Source organism: Methylotenera sp. E1MeOHC1 (assembly GCF_058745595.1).
Window position 1 is genome coordinate 871,948 of sequence record NZ_CP196025.1, and the last position, 15,428, is coordinate 887,375.

Here is a 15,428-nt window from a genome sequence, read left to right on the forward strand (position 1 = left end):
GCAAGGCCTAGCAACACCGACAAGCACATGCTTCAGGCACAAATAATGTGCATAATGCAGCACTAAATGCCCCTTCACTAGCCACTTCCCGGATTAGGCAACCTTCTTCGACAGTTCGCTGCTCGCGCCACTCAGCATCGCCATTGCAGCAATACTGATGTCGGCAACGAGTATTGATTCCAGCCCCCCTACCTGATTTAGAATAGGCAACGATACCGTCAAACAAAAATCTTCAGTCGCTGTTGATAGGTAAATGTTAGAGATATACGGCTTAAGTGCGTCATGCGCTTCGTGGTAATAAGCTTGCGGGCTACGATCAACCCCTGCACCACCCGCTTTAATTTTGCCGTACATGTTTGGATTAATCCAATTTGGATATCTCTGCATCCCGTTAGCGTTAAGCTCAAACACCACCTCAAAAAACGGATAGTCAGTGAAACAGCTATCCATACAATGCGAATCTTCCGAACGACGATATTGAAGTAAGGATTCCAACGCCTCTAGTGCACGAGCCTGCCAATCGGAATGTACCTCATGTTCTGGCACTACCAGTCTAGGCGTAACATCCTCCACGACAATGATGCTACCTATGTTGGATTTACCTATCTTTTTCAGGTAAGCCGCACGCTCTGCAGCAGCTACACTATTGGATAGTGCGCCTTGGCTACCATTAACGACGGCGATTGAGATGCTTGCAACTGGATGCTCGCTACCATCCTCAGTAGTAAAAAATCCACGCTCTAGGTCTGATGTGTCATATAAATGGCTGGCGAGGTCTTGGAAATGGTAGATCACATCCAGCAACTTGTCTTCAAGCTTTGTGTTGATATGATCGAGAATCAACACAAAGTCATCGCCCCCAATGTGACCGACCAACGTCCCTGTAGCGCCAAGAAACTCTTGCCGGACAATTTCTGACAATAGGCGAATCATGGCATCGCCACGTATAAACCCATACCTGTCGTTGTAGGCTTTAAAGTGATCAAGATCAATATAGACTAATACTGTGTTGGGGTTATTGCGTATGCTGACATCCAGCGATTGCCGTAATGTTGGCCCTGTGGTTAGCTGACTAAGTGGGTGTAGACTGCCAGTACTCATCTTACGACTGATCAACTGCGCCATAATTTCTAGCGGCCGTAGAATGCCGATGTAGACACCATCATCGCCCACCATAATCCAAGGCTCGGCATCTCCGCGCTCTAGGTAGAGCCCTCGCGCTAATAATGATGAAGGCGTGCGACTGGTAATCATTTTTGGTAATGCATCGCAATAGGCACCCAATGAACTACTACGCTGGGTAAATACTTTACCCCTCTTGAGCAAACCGATAGGTCGCAAATTATCCAACACCACAGCAATTTCAGTATCCGGATTTTCCCGGAAAATTTCTCGCGCCTTTTCAATTGAAGTGTTGACCTCTATCGTTAACCCGCGCATCACAAACTCACCAATCCTGAACTCATCTGGAATATGAGAACGATGTGCGTCATCCTGCTTAGGCAACGCTGCCACTGACTGAGTAGGTTTACTTTCTGGTTTTGCAAAATAGTAACCCTGCGCATAAGCAAGCCCAAGGTCTAGGCAAAAGTTAATGTCCTCTACGCGCTCTAAACCCTCTGCCACAACTGTACAGCCTAGTCTTTGCGCCATTGAGATAATGGCCTCCAATAACACTGTACGCACGCGACTGCCTTGTGCTTCATGAACAATCGCCCTGTCAATTTTGATATAGTCTGCACGAACAGCGGCCAGTGTACGCAAACCATTAAAGCCTGAGCCCATGTCATCAAGTGCGATACGAAGGCCATGAGCACGAATCTCATCACAACACTCGGATAAAAGCTCGGGAGATACTTTTTCACTTTCAACAATTTCAATCACAATTTCACGTTGCTCAATGCCATATTTGCTTAGCGCTTCCATCATTAATGTCAGCCAGCGCTTTTTCATAATGGTTTGTGGCAGCACATTAATGAAAATAGGTGTACCTGGTGCAATTAAATTTGCTTTACCAACCAATGCATTTTGCTGGCAAGCAATATCTAGCTCTTCGCTACATTTAAGCTGGCTCGCCAACTTAAATGACTCCTCACCATTCAACAGTTCCCCAGAGGGGTTCTTTATGCGGCACAGTGCCTCGTAGGCAAAAATTTTCCCGTTCTGGGTGAAATCAACAATAGGCTGGAAATATATTTGCACATGCAGGCTAATGTCATCTAGTAACCATGAGTGCAGACGTCTAGTATAAAAAATATTGAATGGGACAATGCTTGACATCGTTTCTGCGGGATCCGTTGGATTAGCATCTTTTGCGATCATCACGTAGGAGTTTTCAAGCAACTGTTCTGGTAGCTTCTCCGCCAACTGATTGAGGGTGTACGTCAATGACCTTTCATCATCAAAGTCAAAAATAAAAACAGACTTTTCTGGATTGTGTGTATGAATTAGATCAAGATTGGCAAAATCAAAAGTCTGACCTGATGTATTTAAATATAACTTCATATGCTGTTTTTTCTTTTCTATTATAAAATAGCCCAAGAACATCCAAGCAATAAATATGCCGACATTAGCGACGTACAGATCAAAAGTTTAATCAACGAAGTTAACGGTTTATTTGAATAATCAATGAAAATCGGCAAGCGTTTTTTTAAAAGCTCACCGAATTAATGCATCAACGCACCATTAAATGATGTGGTTAAGACTTTCTGGGCCAAACACTTCTCTATGGATCATATTGGGGTTAACACCTAGCTCTAGCAAAGCGTCGCGCTGATCATCCATAAATGACTGCGGCCCACAGATGTAATAGATGCCATCTTTAAACTCAGTGGAGATATGTCCTGACAAATCCATGCGCCCTTCTAGTTCATCTGCATGTTGTTTTTTTGATTCATTCAAAAAGAAAATCGCATTGAGGTTATTTAACTCATGCTTTGCTTGCTGAATCTCATCCAAATGCGCGATGCTGCTACGGCTTCTGGCCGCATGTGCAAATAAAACTTTTCTAGTCGGGTTATTGATAGAAATCTCTTTCACCATGGAAATCATCGGGGTAATACCAACGCCGGCAGAAATTAAACCAATTGGCTGCTGGCCTAGTACATCAGGCGTAAAGTTTCCACATGGATAGCTGATGTCCACCACGCTACCCACCCTTACATGCTGATGCAACCAGTTAGAGACATTGCCACGCGGCTTATATTCATCCCCTTTTTCGCGTTTCACAGTAATTCTGTAAGTGTTATCTTGATTAGCATCAGACAAGCTGTATTGCCTTATCTGCCTTAAACCCAACTCTTCAATATGCACGGCCACGCTGATATATTGACCTGGTTTAAACTTAGGCAACACTTTCCAGCCATCTGCCTGCAAGGTAAATGTCACCACATCATCTGATTGATGTTGCTTATCTAGCACCTTCACTTTAAGCCACTCATCTGGCTGCTGATTATTCTGCTGGTATAACCTGGCCTCGGCATCAATCAGTGCATCGGCCAAAAGACCATACGCCTCCTCCCAAGCAGCTAATAGCTCAGGGGTTGCCGCATCACCAAGCACGCCTTTAATGGCACCAATTAAATTGCTGCCTACAATAGGATAATGCTCTGCCTTAATACCAACCGACACATGCTTATGCACGATGCGCTCAATCACTGGCGCCAAGGCAGCGCTATTATCAATATTGGCGGCATAGGCAAAGACGGCCGCCGCCAATGATTGCTGCTGTGAGCCATTGGCTTGATTACCCATATTAAAAAGGTTTTTAAGTTCAGGATGTGACTCGAACATGTTTTTATAAAAAAGTGTAGTAATGGCCAACCCATGTTGCCTAAGTACCGGCACACTGGCATCGATATAGGGTTTTGCTGATCTTGATAACATGACATCTCCTTATTTTAAGTTGCATTTAAAATGCTACATTTATGATCTAAAAAAACACTCGCGAGAGTGCTTGATAAAACTTACCTACAATTAAAAACTAAGCAATCATCAACATTAACTTGGTTGTATTAATTTGATTAACTGGGCCTAGGCAACAAAACGTTGATGTAATTTAATTACTGCCTGCTGTGTTTTAGAGTCCACAATACCCTGTAAAGTGTATTTGTTCATTTCCTCATAGAAGCTATGTAAGCCGCGGTCTAAAATCTCTTTTAAATTACACTGGCCGCTCAAAACACAGGGCGGCTCACTGCAATTTATTAATGAGGTTTTATTCTCCAGCTCTCTTAATATATCTCCCAGCCTCAGCGCAGACGGCTCTACACCGAGCCTTAAGCCACCACTACGCCCGCGTGTGGCAGTAACCCACTTTAACTTGTTTAATCTTGTTACCACTTTAATCAAATGATTTCTGGGCACATTAAACTGTTGCGCAATCTCATTAATCGTGACAATGGAACTACCCACCTCTTGCGTGAGATACATTAAAACTCTTAAGCTAAGATCAGTAAATTTGGTAATTTGCATAGTTGAGATTCATATTATATATGTTGTATATAATATGCAACATATAATTGATTTAAGATAACCGTTTAAAAATTTTATAAGCCGCACAACAAGAACAAGCCTAATTACGATAACAACCAATTACAGCGCAATGATTATTAATTGCCAATCGCTGAAAATAATATCTTTTTACTAATTGATATGCATCAATTTATATTCAAAGTAAATTAACTAACATGGTATGACATGCAGAGTATATTCATTCATTTATTCCGCTCATATGTTTTTAATTGAATGCAGTAAATACTGGGAGAAAGAGAAAATCATGAAAAAGATACCACTTTTAGTACTGGGCGCTGCGCTTTGTATAGCCAACCTAACTGAAGCAGCAACTGCTGCCAAATCCAACAGCGATAAAGTGATTGGCCAGGAAGCTGCAGTGCTGACTGATGCACCCGTCGTACCTCCACGCATCACCAGAAAACATGCAACTAAAGTTATCGTCAATCTTGAGGTTAAAGAGCTAGAAGGCCGCCTTGCCGATGGTGTTACCTACACGTTCTGGACTTTTGGCGGCAAAGTACCAGGTAAGTTTATCCGCATCCGCGAAGGGGATGATGTTGAGTTTCACCTAAACAATCACCCAGATAATAAAATGCCGCACAATATTGACCTGCACGCGGTAACAGGCCCTGGTGGCGGTGCGGCAGCGTCACTGACAGCGCCTGGACACAGCTCTGTGTTTTCGTTTAAGGCGCTGAACCCTGGACTTTATGTATACCACTGCGCTACCGCACCAGTGGCAATGCACGTAGCTAACGGCATGTATGGCCTGATTTTAGTGGAACCTAAAGCAGGTATGGCTAAAGTTGACCATGAGTTTTATGTGATGCAGGGTGATTTTTACACCCAGGGAAAAAACGGTGAACAAGGCTTACAGGCTTTCAGCATGGCTAAAGCGATTGATGAAAAACCTGAATATGTGGTGTTTAACGGTGCAGCCGGCGCACTCACTGGCGACAATGCACTGAAAGCGAAAAAAGGCGAGACCGTGCGACTGTTTGTCGGTGTTGGCGGCCCTAACCTAACCTCATCTTTCCACGTGATTGGCGAGATATTTGATAAAGTTAACCATGAAGGCAACACTGCCAGCCCTGCCAAAAACATACAGACTACGATGATTCCAGCAGGCGGTGCAGCCTACATGGAGTTTAAAGTAAATGTCCCTGGCACCTACATTATGGTAGACCACTCACTCACCAGAGCATTTAACAAAGGTGCGCTAGGCATGCTGAAGGTATCTGGTGATGAAGAAAAAACCATCTACTCAGGCAAAATGACTGATGAGGTATACCTGCCTGAAGGCACCAGCATGAGAAATGCCGAAAGAACCCAAGCACAGGTGCCTAGTGCCAAAACCAAGACTGACCGCATCAAACTAGGTGAATCTATCTACAACAATAACTGTGCAGCTTGCCACCAAACTACCGGCGTAGGCGTACCGCAGGCATTCCCTCCCCTAGCAAAATCAGATTACTTGCTTAACGGCAAAGCGCCCACCATCAAGGCAGTTACTGGCGGCTTGCAGGGCAAGCTGATTGTGAACGGCAATGAATATAATGGCGTCATGCCTGCATGGACCCTTAGCGATGAAGAAGTTGCTAATGTGCTCACTTACATTTACAGCAACTGGGGCAATAACGGTGATGAAGTCACCCCAGAAGAAGTGAAACTGCACCGTGTAGCGCCTGTAAAACATGTTGAGTAACAAATCAAAACTCGTCTCCCTGCTAGCACTACCTGCCGTCCTTATTTATGGGGCGGCAGTATTAGCAGAAGAGATGGTGATGATTCCGCAGGGAAACTACTCCCCTTTCTTTTTGAAGAAAGAACTAGTTAATAACAGCACGGCAACCAAAATTAAGATTGACGCATTCTGGATGGACGCCGCCCCTGTTACCAATCTCCAATTTCAGGCGTTTGTGAGCCAACATCCAGACTGGCACCCAACCAATATCAAAAAGATATTCTCTGATTCACATTATCTGGATCACTGGAAAAGCACTCAAGGTGCTGCCAATACGGCAGACCTAAATAAAGTAAACCTAGATGCGCCGGTAGTCAATGTGTCATGGTTTGCGGCAGTGGCATACTGCGAGGCACGGGACAAACGCCTGCCATCAACCGACGAGTGGGAATACACCCTCAACGATATTGACAGAGATAAAGAAAATCTGCAGAAACAGATTATTCGCTGGTACTCTGTTCCCAATAGAGCGCTATTGGCCGTTAAAAGCCAGCCATCCAATGGGTTTGGTGTATTTGACCTAGCAGGTCTGATTTGGGAATGGACTGCGGACTTTAATAGCTACATGGCTCCACCTGACTCTAGAAACTCTGGCGACAAAACACAGTTTTGTGGAAGCGGTAGCCTAAGTGCTAGCAATCTTGATGATTATGCTGCGTTTATGAGGTACTCGTACCGTGAAAGCCTGAAGGGCAACTTTACAGGTAAAAACTTAGGATTCCGTTGCGCAAAGGATGCAAAATGAAAATAAAGCTAAAGCATAAACTCCTGTTGTCATTCATACTGGCTTGCAACTCTCCAGCATTCGCCGACGATCATGAGCATGAGCATCACCCGCAGCAATCTGCAGCCTCAGCTCCTAGCACTGACTCAATATTCAATATCACCGATAATTGGACTGCAGCAAATGGCAACACTTTTCAGCTTGGTGCATTAGGCGGCAAGCCAACCGTGATAGCGATGGTTTACACATCATGCCAGTACGTATGCCCACTTACCGTGCAAAATATCAAGCGCATAGAACGCTCGCTAGGCGCCGCAAAGGCCGCCAACGTTAACTTTGCTTTATTCTCGCTAGATCCTGAGCGCGACACCCCAGCCAAACTATCAGAGTTTGCCAAGCTACATGGCATCACTAATCAGTCTTGGACCTTAGCGCAAGGCAATGCTAGCTCAATACGCAAACTGGCGGTTACGCTTGGCGTTAAATACAAAAAAGTAGAATCTGGCGATTATGAGCATGATGCAACCATTTTCATTCTGGATAAGGACGGCGTGGTTAAATATCAGGCAGACGCCATGAATAAAAACATGAATGGTGCATCTGATGCGGTCAAAGCATTATTAAAGTAAATACTAATGACACTAAACTTTAATCAACTCAGCTTTAAGCAACTCAACTTTGATCAGCTGAACTTTAAGCAACTAAATAAGGATGAACAGCGCATCTACACCGCGCTGCAATCGGTAATCGACCCTGAAATCGGCGAAAACCTGATCGACCTTGGCCTGATTTATGGCATTCAAATCCAAAACAATATTGCCAAAGTCACTTTCAGCATGACCTCTCAAGCATGCCCAATGTCAGAAATGGTGATTGAAAATATTCACGACGCTGTAAGCCAAGTGCTGACCGACAATAACGAGCTGGAGCTGGATTTGGTTTGGGAGCCAGCGTGGGAACCAGCAATGATGAGCGAGCAGGCAAAACAGCGGCTGGGCTGGGGCTAAACGGCTTTACTACAACAGTTGCAATCCGCCTGCTGATATTATCTCTTTATGAAAACCAACCTCGCAGTGCGCTACCGTATCCCCATGTTGATTGCAGGAGTCATCAGCCTGCTTTGCGGCATGTATCTCGGGCTTATCCGCTTGGGTTGGAGCTTTCCGCTAGCAGAACACTCATCATTAACGCTGCATGCGCCGCTCATGGTGTGCGGTTTTTTAGGTACAGTCATCTGCTTGGAACGAGCCGTAGCAATCGGCGAGCGCTGGGCTTACCTTGCACCGTTAAACGCGGCTATCGGTGCAATACTTCTGCTAGCCGACACAAACTACTCTATCGCGCTTACGCTGATTTTTATCGCTAGTGCGCTGCTATGCATAGTTTCTATCAAAATATTTTTTAAGCAGCGTGAGTTATTTACTCTTACGTTACTGCTCGCCGCCATATGCTGGGGTATAGGCTGTTATCTTTGGCTGACTGGGCTTAGCATTGCACGCATTATGCCTTGGTGGATGGGATTTTTAATTATTACCATCGTCGCTGAGCGGCTGGAGTTATCTAGATTTTTGCGCCCTACTCTAGGCAGCAAATTACTGTTTATATGTGCACTACTATTATTTTTTGCAGGCGCGATAAGTGCTACAAGCAGCGCGTGGCCTAACTTTCAATTACTGTCAGTGGCACTGATTGTGATGACACTGTGGCTGATACGTAATGACATTGTGCGCCATACCATCCGGCAACAGGGGTTAACACGCTATATTGCAATCGCCTTGTGCAGCGGCTATGCATGGCTGTTAACTGCGGGCATTATCGGCCTGAGCTTTCCTGTGCTGAGCCCTGGCGCTAGTTACGATGCATTTAGCCACAGCATTTTTATAGGTTTTGTATTTTCCATGATATTCGGCCATGCACCGATTATCTTTCCAGCCATTACCAAAGTAAAAATCCCTTACCATGCAAGCTTCTATCTGCCGTTAGCTCTGCTGCATATATCATTGCTAGCAAGAGTAAGCGGTGATTTTCTATATCTATCCAACCTGCGTAAAGCTGGCGGGCTGTTGCATATCGCAGCAATCACCCTATTTATACTGATTTTATCCGCTGCAGTCCTATACAATAAAGTGGGCCATAACCCGCGCAATAAAAAGTAGGCGTATCTGCAAAATAACTGCATAATCCAGACCCACCAGTTAAAAAGGTTCGCAGATGAATAAGCTGTTCATTTCCCAAACTTTGTCAGAGTTCTTTATGTTCAAAGAACTCAATGCTGAACAAATCACCCAAATTGCAGAACATTCCCAGTTGATTGATTTTCCTAAAGGTACTTCCGTTTTTAACCGTGGGGAAGCCGCTGTCGGCTTGTATATTTTACTGAATGGTCAGTTAAAGCTAGGGGTCACCTCACCGCAAGGCAGTGAAAAAATCATCAGCATTGTTTCCCCGGGGGACAGCTTTGGTGAGGCTATTTTATTCTTAGAGCGTCAGTTCCCGGTATATGCGCAAGCGATATTGGATTCACAAGTGCTGCTAGTCCCTAAAAGCCTGATATTTTCCATGCTAGATAATGACACCATGTTTGCGCGCAAAATGCTGGCGGGGCTCTCCGTCAGAATGCACCAACTAGTACAGGATATTGAAATGCTATCGTTGCAGTCGTGTACACAACGCTTTATCGGCTACTTATTACAGATTAGTGCTGACGCCATCGATGCCAGCAACATCACGCTGCCGGCGAGCAAAACCACCATCGCGTCACTGCTCAACCTGACCCCGGAAACCTTATCGCGCACTATGGCAAAGTTACAGCAGCTAGGTTTGATTGAGGTGAACGGTAAAGACGTAATGATTATTGATGTTAAAAAACTCCGCAGTTACGACTTAGGCAGTTAACGAGTCATTTGTGCGTAAAGCAGCGGCAGCTCTTTAGGCAGGTCTTCAGGGTTGCGAATTACCACATAACCGCCAGCACCAAACAAATGCGGCAGATAATCACTAGCTTCGGTATCAATCGTGACACAGAAAGGGCGCAACCCTAACCTTCTCGCTTCTATCAGTGCCACACGTGTATCCTCAATCCCATAACGTCCCTCATACTGGTCCAGATCATTGGGCTTACCATCCGTCAGTATCAATAGTAGCCGCTGCCGCTTTTTCTGCTGTACCAGTAAGCTACTTGCCTGCCGTATGGCCGCCCCCATGCGCGTATAGTAGCCGGGTTTAATTGCTGTAATACGACCTCGCACTTGGCCACTGTATTTCTCTTCAAAGCCTTTAATGTAATGAAAACGCACGTGGCTGCGCTTGAGGGAAGAAAATCCATACAGCGCAAAACTATCGCCGGTTGCGGTCAGCGCTTCTGAAAACAGTAACAGACTATCGCGAATCACATCAATCACGCGCGCGTGGTTGGAAACATAAGCATCGGTAGACAGTGACAAATCTGCCAGCAGCAAGCACGCCAGATCACGCTCCTGATTAACCTGCGTGCGGTAAAGCCCATGCTCAGAGGTTGGCATGGTGCTATTTCTTTCAGAAGCAAGCTGCACCCAAGCATCTAGGTCTAGCTCCTCACCATCCTGCTGACCTTTAAGCCAGTGTCTGGTTGGCGTTAGCGCCTGAAACTGCCGACGCAAATGGTGCGCTGTGCGCTTTAAAGCATGTGGCAGTTCGCATGGTTTAGCATCAGTGGCAATTAACTGCTGCAAGCTGCAATAGTCCGGCTGTAATACCTGTTTTTTCCAATTCCACTCTGGCAATAATACCCCCTCACCCAGCAGCGTATCATCCGCGGCACCGGCAGGTAAATCCAGATCAAACCTAACATTAGCGGCGCTGGCTTTGCCATTACGGGCGATGGTCAGGCTGTCCATATCTTCAGCCGCCAGTTGCGCGGTTTCTGCATCATCCTCTTCATCCTGCGGGCGATTAACCTTCACGAACTCAGACCATGAAAACAGGCTCTCGGCGCGAAACATCATCAAAAAGCCGTTTTTATCTTCCTTGACATCGGTACGCTGTGCCAGATGTTTGCGCCTATTTTTTTTCTGCGTGGCGCTACCAGCTTGCTCAGGGGAGCCAGCACTCGCGGCAGTTGATTCACCATTAACGGGTGGGTTAGGATGCGGCCACAATGGCACAGGCTGAAACGGGCGCTTGGCTAGTGTAATCTCATTCACGCTACCTGGCTGCTGCAATGCCTGACGGATAGCATGTTCCTGCGCAGCTTCATCTGCCGGCAACTTATGCAGTGGAATACGCGTAGCAAGCAAAGCATCGACTAACCGAGTGTAGCGGCTCTGTAAGCCGGGAAAGCGTTGCAAGGTGCTTTGCGTTGCCTGCTGATTTCTAACTATCCATGGCTGATTATTATCGGTATCTACCGCCGCCAATGCCACCAGCCAGAAATAAAGGTCACGGTTTAGCGCATACTCGGCAAACAAGTCTATCTGCGATGGCAGCCTCAGCACCTCGCCATCGCGCCAGCTTAACTCTACTTTTTCACCGCTGCCGGCCATGCGCTGTAGCAGGCGTCTACGCGCACCGTGACGTACTGCAGGAGAAGCTGAAATACCCAACCCAGGGTCACCACCCAGCGCCCTGAAAAATATCGCAGCTGATTTTGCAATATCATCCAGCTTAACGGTCGCTGCAGTATGACGCTTCTCTGCCGCCCCGGTAATCAGGCGATCCCACAGCTCTCCTACGTACTCCTCCATTAACGCCCAAAGGTGGCGCTCACCACCTCGCTCAAAGCAACTGCAGTTTCCGTATCATCGGTTAAAGTTTCTACCAATGCTGCACGGCAAGCACGTACAGGGTCATAGCCATCTTTAATCAGGGTTGCCGCATACACCAGCAGACGTGTACTGGCCACCTCTTCCAAATCGTGATCACGCAAAGCACGAAATGCGCCGGCGATGGAAACCAGCCGTTTTGCAGTCATGCTATCAATACCAGTTTCACCCACCAATATCGTTTCTTCCTGTGCTGCGGTCGGGAAATCAAACGTCAGCGATACAAAGCGCTGCCGTGTTGAAGGCTTCATGCCTTTTAAAAAATTCTGATAGCCTGGATTATAAGAAACCACCAGCATGAACGCAGGTGGCGCCTGTAATAGCTCACCAGTACGATCTATCGGTAGCATACGCCTGTCATCAGCCAGCGGGTGCAACACCACGGTGGTATCTTTACGTGCCTCTACCACTTCATCCAGATAACAAATGCCGCCTTCACGCACAGCGCGCGTCAGCGGACCATCATTCCAGATGGTTTCGCCGTCACCAATCAAATGACGCCCCACTAAGTCAGCAGCAGTCAGATCATCATGGCAGGCCACGGTATGTAGCGGCAAACCAAGGCGTGCCGCCATATGTGCAACAAAGCGTGTTTTACCGCAGCCAGTAGGGCCTTTGATTAACAGCGGCAGACGATTCTTCCAAGCACGCTCAAACAACTCGCACTCATCGCCACTAGGTTCATAAAACGGAGTATTACTTGTTTGTGTTTCCATAAAGTCTTTCAGTAACAAGCTTGCTTTAACTACGCTGTTAAATAAGCAATGGCAATCATGCCGCCCACTACCATAAAATAACCCATAATAATGCCGCGCCAAAGCCAGCTTACATGGCGCAGCCCCATAAAATAATTAGCAATCAACTGGCCTTTGATGAAAGCAATCGCCAGCACACTCAGCATCACGGCCTTGCCCTGCGCCACCTCTTCGCCAATACAGAAAGTCAGGATAGTGAGCGCAACCAGTATTAGCCAGATGCGTGTAGAAAAATGGTTGATAGGTTTATTCATCATTAGTGAATGATATAAACCAGCGGGAAAAGTACGATCCATAGCAAATCTACCATGTGCCAAAACGAGGCGCCGGTCTCCACACCAAAATGCTCAGTTGCAGTGTAGTCGCCCTTGTTTAATTTAAACACGACGCATCCCAGAATAATCATGCCCATCAGCACGTGCATCAGGTGAAAAGAGGTCAACGTCAGGTAATACATATAAAAATCATTAGTTTCCAGCGTGATGCCTGCGGAGAACTTTTCGTTAAACTCCCACAGCTTTACTGCAATAAACATAGCACCCAGCACCATCGCTCCCAGCAGCCAGCGCGCAGACTGCTGAGCATTATTCACTTTAATGGCAGCGACGGAACGTACAACAAAATAACTGCTAGTAATCAGGATAATGGTATTCAACGTACCCAAACCACGGTTCAATGTAAGCTGCGATCCATTAAAAACCTCCAGCTGATGAACACGCGCGAAAGCGTATACGATAAACATCACGCCAAACACCAGCATTTCTGCAAGTATAAATATCCAGATGGCAAAATCGCCGGGCAAATCTTCCGCCGGCAAACTTTCACTCTCACTGACCACTGCTGTATTTGTATTCATGCAATACCCCAAAGTGCCAGATTTTCCAGTTTAACCAAAAGAAGGAGGCTAGCCTCCTTCTTTTGCCCTGCACTATTGCAAACAAGTACTAGAGACTAGCTCGCTTTAGCTTCGCCTTTAATAAAGAAACTAATGATGTAAGTAATCAAGCCAATCAGGAACACTACACCCGCAGCTTCACGCATCCAGTAGAAAATTGCGACTGAGTCCTGCGTGGCCATAAAGCTCATTGGCGTTGTAGAGATACGTTGCAGCCATGTTTGCAGCACACCTGCCGCAGTCAGGAACAAGGTGATGAACACCATTGCCACCGTCATCAGCCAGAAAGACCACATCTCAACCACCTGCGCCTTGTTACTGTTGGCAGCACGGCCACGTAGTATAGGCATTGCGTATGAAATAATGGTCAGTACAACCATTGCATAGGCTCCGTAGAACGCCATGTGTCCATGCGCTGCCGTGAGCTGTGTACCATGGGTATAGTAGTTCACTGGCGCGAGTGTATGCATAAAACCCCATACGCCTGCACCCAAGAATGACATCACACCGGTACCAAGAGCCCATAACGTTGCAGCCTGATTAGGATGCTCGCGACGGCGTTTATTCACCATATTGAACGCAAAGATAGTGAGCATGAAGAACGGTATTGGCTCCAACGCAGAGAACACACTACCCCACACTTGCCAGTAGGCTGGTGCGCCTATCCAGTAGTAATGGTGACCAGTACCGATAATGCCGGTAATCAGTGTCATGGTGATAATGACATATAGCCATTTTTCAACCACTTCACGGTCAACCCCTGTTACTTTAATCAGCACAAAAGCCAGAATCGCACCAAGGATAAGTTCCCATACACCCTCTACCCATAAATGCACCACCCACCACCAGTAGTATTTATCTTTTACCAGATTGTGCGGGTTGTAGAACGAGAACAGGAAAAACACTGCCAAACCAACCAAACCCAACACCAGTACAAGGCTGATTGCGGTTTTACGTCCTTTAAGCATGGTCATGATGACATTAAAGATAAACGACAGCACCACCAAAACAATACCCACCTTGGTTGGCAGAGGCTGCTCCAAAAACTCGCGCCCCATCGTTGCCAGCAAATCATTGCCTGTGAGTTTTGCCAGTGTCGCATAAGGCACCAGCAGGTAGCCAAGCACAGTTGCAGCACCTGCAGCTAAAAACACCCAAAACGTGATAATTGCCAGCTTGGGACTAAACAGCTCGGTCTCCGACTCTTCCGGTATCAGGTAATAAGTTGCCCCCATAAAGCCGAACAGCAGCCATACGATGAGCAAATTGGTATGTACCATACGTGCTACGTTGAACGGAATCGCAGGAAATAGAAAATCCCCCACTACGTACTGCAAGCCCATAATCAGGCCAAATATAATCTGGCCAAGAAACAGCGCAATTGCGGCGATAAAATAAGGCTTCGCCACTGCCTGAGATTGATATTGCATAATAACTCCTGGTAATGGTGACGGTTAACCTTCGATGTTTGGTGGCCAATTATTAGTGTTAATTTCTGAAGTGTATTTCAGAAAATCCACCAAATCATCCAGCTCTTTATCCGTGAAATTAAACTGCGGCATTTGTCTTCTACCTGGAATGCCAGTAGGCTGACCTTTAATCCATGCTTTAATAAAGTCAGGCCCGCGGCGTTTGTACACATTGCCCAGCTCTGGTGCGAAATAAGCACCTTCACCTAGCAAGGTATGGCAACCGATACAGTTATTGGTCTCCCACAACTTCTTACCATGAATAACCGAAGCTGTTAGGTTCTGGCTGTTATCACGTTTTGGTAGCTTTTGATTGGTATCAAACGTAAGCGCAAGAAACAGTAGGAAAAAAAACAGCGATCCCCCCATAAAAATATTACGCGCCATGGATTTAGTAAATCTTGTAGCCATTGCGTCCTCCCCATTAATGTAAATGACGTTGAGAATGTACAGTATTGAAACGCATCTATCCTTGACTTGGGTCAAGTTCAAACTAGGCCTAGGATAAACCTGCCTATGCAATATAC

Annotated in this window: 15 protein-coding genes; 6 read left to right on the top strand and 9 right to left on the bottom strand. The window is 46.2% G+C overall.

The window, feature by feature from the left end; translation table 11 throughout:
- Nucleotides 1-93 precede the first annotated feature (93 nt).
- The 3 genes from ACSSU7_RS03980 to ACSSU7_RS03990 form a co-directional block, all read right to left on the bottom strand.
- Nucleotides 94-2,505, bottom strand: a complete 2,412-nt coding sequence (locus ACSSU7_RS03980; protein ID WP_492517432.1) for an EAL domain-containing protein — start codon at nt 2,503-2,505, stop codon at nt 94-96.
- A gap of 180 nt (nt 2,506-2,685) precedes the next feature.
- A complete protein-coding gene (hmpA, locus tag ACSSU7_RS03985; protein WP_492517433.1) occupies nt 2,686-3,885 on the bottom strand; it encodes an NO-inducible flavohemoprotein in 1,200 nt (399 codons plus the stop codon).
- Nucleotides 3,886-4,032: 147 nt separating this feature from the next.
- Nucleotides 4,033-4,473 carry an Rrf2 family transcriptional regulator gene (locus ACSSU7_RS03990; RefSeq protein WP_492517434.1) on the bottom strand — a complete coding sequence of 147 codons (441 nt, stop codon included), beginning with the start codon at nt 4,471-4,473 and terminating at the stop codon, nt 4,033-4,035.
- 304 nt (nt 4,474-4,777) lie between these two features.
- Here ACSSU7_RS03990 and nirK point away from each other — a divergent pair, with 304 nt between their 5' ends.
- The 6 genes from nirK to ACSSU7_RS04020 are packed head-to-tail and all read left to right on the top strand — an operon-like array spanning nt 4,778 to nt 9,878.
- On the top strand, nt 4,778-6,220 hold the full coding sequence (gene nirK / locus ACSSU7_RS03995; RefSeq protein WP_492517435.1) for a copper-containing nitrite reductase: 1,443 nt from the start codon (nt 4,778-4,780) through the stop codon (nt 6,218-6,220).
- Nucleotides 6,210-7,004, top strand: coding sequence for a formylglycine-generating enzyme family protein (locus ACSSU7_RS04000; RefSeq protein ID WP_492517436.1), 795 nt, complete (start codon nt 6,210-6,212; stop codon nt 7,002-7,004). The genes nirK and ACSSU7_RS04000 overlap by 11 nt, the downstream gene beginning before the upstream one ends.
- The gene (locus ACSSU7_RS04005) at nt 7,001-7,612 is read left to right on the top strand and encodes an SCO family protein (protein WP_492517437.1); all 612 of its coding nucleotides are present in this window, start codon (nt 7,001-7,003) and stop codon (nt 7,610-7,612) included. Before ACSSU7_RS04000 ends, ACSSU7_RS04005 begins: the two co-directional genes overlap by 4 nt.
- Nucleotides 7,613-7,618: 6 nt before the next feature.
- The gene (locus tag ACSSU7_RS04010) at nt 7,619-7,990 is read left to right on the top strand and encodes a metal-sulfur cluster assembly factor (protein ID WP_492517438.1); all 372 of its coding nucleotides are present in this window, start codon (nt 7,619-7,621) and stop codon (nt 7,988-7,990) included.
- 48 nt (nt 7,991-8,038) lie between these two features.
- Complete coding sequence (locus ACSSU7_RS04015) at nt 8,039-9,139, top strand: DUF8744 domain-containing protein (protein WP_492517439.1); 1,101 nt, start codon at nt 8,039-8,041, stop codon at nt 9,137-9,139.
- 55 nt (nt 9,140-9,194) lie between these two features.
- On the top strand, nt 9,195-9,878 hold the full coding sequence (locus ACSSU7_RS04020; protein WP_492517440.1) for a Crp/Fnr family transcriptional regulator: 684 nt from the start codon (nt 9,195-9,197) through the stop codon (nt 9,876-9,878).
- Here the strand turns inward: ACSSU7_RS04020 and ACSSU7_RS04025 are convergent.
- The 6 genes from ACSSU7_RS04025 to ACSSU7_RS04050 all read right to left on the bottom strand — a co-directional run bounded on the left by ACSSU7_RS04025 (nt 9,875) and on the right by ACSSU7_RS04050 (nt 15,312).
- Nucleotides 9,875-11,704 carry a nitric oxide reductase activation protein NorD gene (locus ACSSU7_RS04025; protein ID WP_492517441.1) on the bottom strand — a complete coding sequence of 610 codons (1,830 nt, stop codon included), beginning with the start codon at nt 11,702-11,704 and terminating at the stop codon, nt 9,875-9,877. The two genes, ACSSU7_RS04020 and ACSSU7_RS04025, sit on opposite strands and share 4 nt — an antisense overlap.
- Nucleotides 11,704-12,498 (bottom strand): CbbQ/NirQ/NorQ/GpvN family protein, encoded by a 795-nt coding sequence (locus ACSSU7_RS04030; protein WP_492517442.1) that lies wholly within the window; start codon nt 12,496-12,498, stop codon nt 11,704-11,706. The genes ACSSU7_RS04025 and ACSSU7_RS04030 overlap by 1 nt, the downstream gene beginning before the upstream one ends.
- 29 nt (nt 12,499-12,527) lie before the next feature.
- Nucleotides 12,528-12,794 carry a cytochrome C oxidase subunit IV family protein gene (locus tag ACSSU7_RS04035; protein WP_492517443.1) on the bottom strand — a complete coding sequence of 89 codons (267 nt, stop codon included), beginning with the start codon at nt 12,792-12,794 and terminating at the stop codon, nt 12,528-12,530.
- On the bottom strand, nt 12,794-13,393 hold the full coding sequence (locus ACSSU7_RS04040) for a cytochrome c oxidase subunit 3 family protein (RefSeq protein ID WP_492517444.1): 600 nt from the start codon (nt 13,391-13,393) through the stop codon (nt 12,794-12,796). The genes ACSSU7_RS04035 and ACSSU7_RS04040 overlap by 1 nt, the downstream gene beginning before the upstream one ends.
- Before the next feature lie 95 nt (nt 13,394-13,488).
- Nucleotides 13,489-14,862: a cbb3-type cytochrome c oxidase subunit I gene (locus ACSSU7_RS04045; protein WP_492517445.1), complete on the bottom strand. Its 1,374-nt coding sequence runs from the start codon at nt 14,860-14,862 to the stop codon at nt 13,489-13,491.
- Between the two features lie 24 nt (nt 14,863-14,886).
- A complete protein-coding gene (locus tag ACSSU7_RS04050) occupies nt 14,887-15,312 on the bottom strand; it encodes a c-type cytochrome (RefSeq protein WP_135277211.1) in 426 nt (141 codons plus the stop codon).
- Nucleotides 15,313-15,428: the final 116 nt, after the last annotated feature.

Coding starts and splice junctions, on each gene's coding strand:
- ACSSU7_RS03980 (WP_492517432.1), bottom strand. CDS start 2,505: ATGAAGTTATATTTAAATACATCAGGTCAGACTTTTGATTTTGCCAAT.
- ACSSU7_RS04000 (WP_492517436.1), top strand. CDS start 6,210: ATGTTGAGTAACAAATCAAAACTCGTCTCCCTGCTAGCACTACCTGCC.
- ACSSU7_RS04040 (WP_492517444.1), bottom strand. CDS start 13,393: ATGAATACAAATACAGCAGTGGTCAGTGAGAGTGAAAGTTTGCCGGCG.
- ACSSU7_RS04015 (WP_492517439.1), top strand. CDS start 8,039: ATGAAAACCAACCTCGCAGTGCGCTACCGTATCCCCATGTTGATTGCA.
- ACSSU7_RS04025 (WP_492517441.1), bottom strand. CDS start 11,704: ATGGAGGAGTACGTAGGAGAGCTGTGGGATCGCCTGATTACCGGGGCG.
- ACSSU7_RS04020 (WP_492517440.1), top strand. CDS start 9,195: ATGAATAAGCTGTTCATTTCCCAAACTTTGTCAGAGTTCTTTATGTTC.
- hmpA (WP_492517433.1), bottom strand. CDS start 3,885: ATGTTATCAAGATCAGCAAAACCCTATATCGATGCCAGTGTGCCGGTA.
- ACSSU7_RS04050 (WP_135277211.1), bottom strand. CDS start 15,312: ATGGCTACAAGATTTACTAAATCCATGGCGCGTAATATTTTTATGGGG.
- ACSSU7_RS04045 (WP_492517445.1), bottom strand. CDS start 14,862: ATGCAATATCAATCTCAGGCAGTGGCGAAGCCTTATTTTATCGCCGCA.
- nirK (WP_492517435.1), top strand. CDS start 4,778: ATGAAAAAGATACCACTTTTAGTACTGGGCGCTGCGCTTTGTATAGCC.
- ACSSU7_RS04030 (WP_492517442.1), bottom strand. CDS start 12,498: ATGGAAACACAAACAAGTAATACTCCGTTTTATGAACCTAGTGGCGAT.
- ACSSU7_RS04010 (WP_492517438.1), top strand. CDS start 7,619: ATGACACTAAACTTTAATCAACTCAGCTTTAAGCAACTCAACTTTGAT.
- ACSSU7_RS04035 (WP_492517443.1), bottom strand. CDS start 12,794: ATGATGAATAAACCTATCAACCATTTTTCTACACGCATCTGGCTAATA.
- ACSSU7_RS04005 (WP_492517437.1), top strand. CDS start 7,001: ATGAAAATAAAGCTAAAGCATAAACTCCTGTTGTCATTCATACTGGCT.
- ACSSU7_RS03990 (WP_492517434.1), bottom strand. CDS start 4,473: ATGCAAATTACCAAATTTACTGATCTTAGCTTAAGAGTTTTAATGTAT.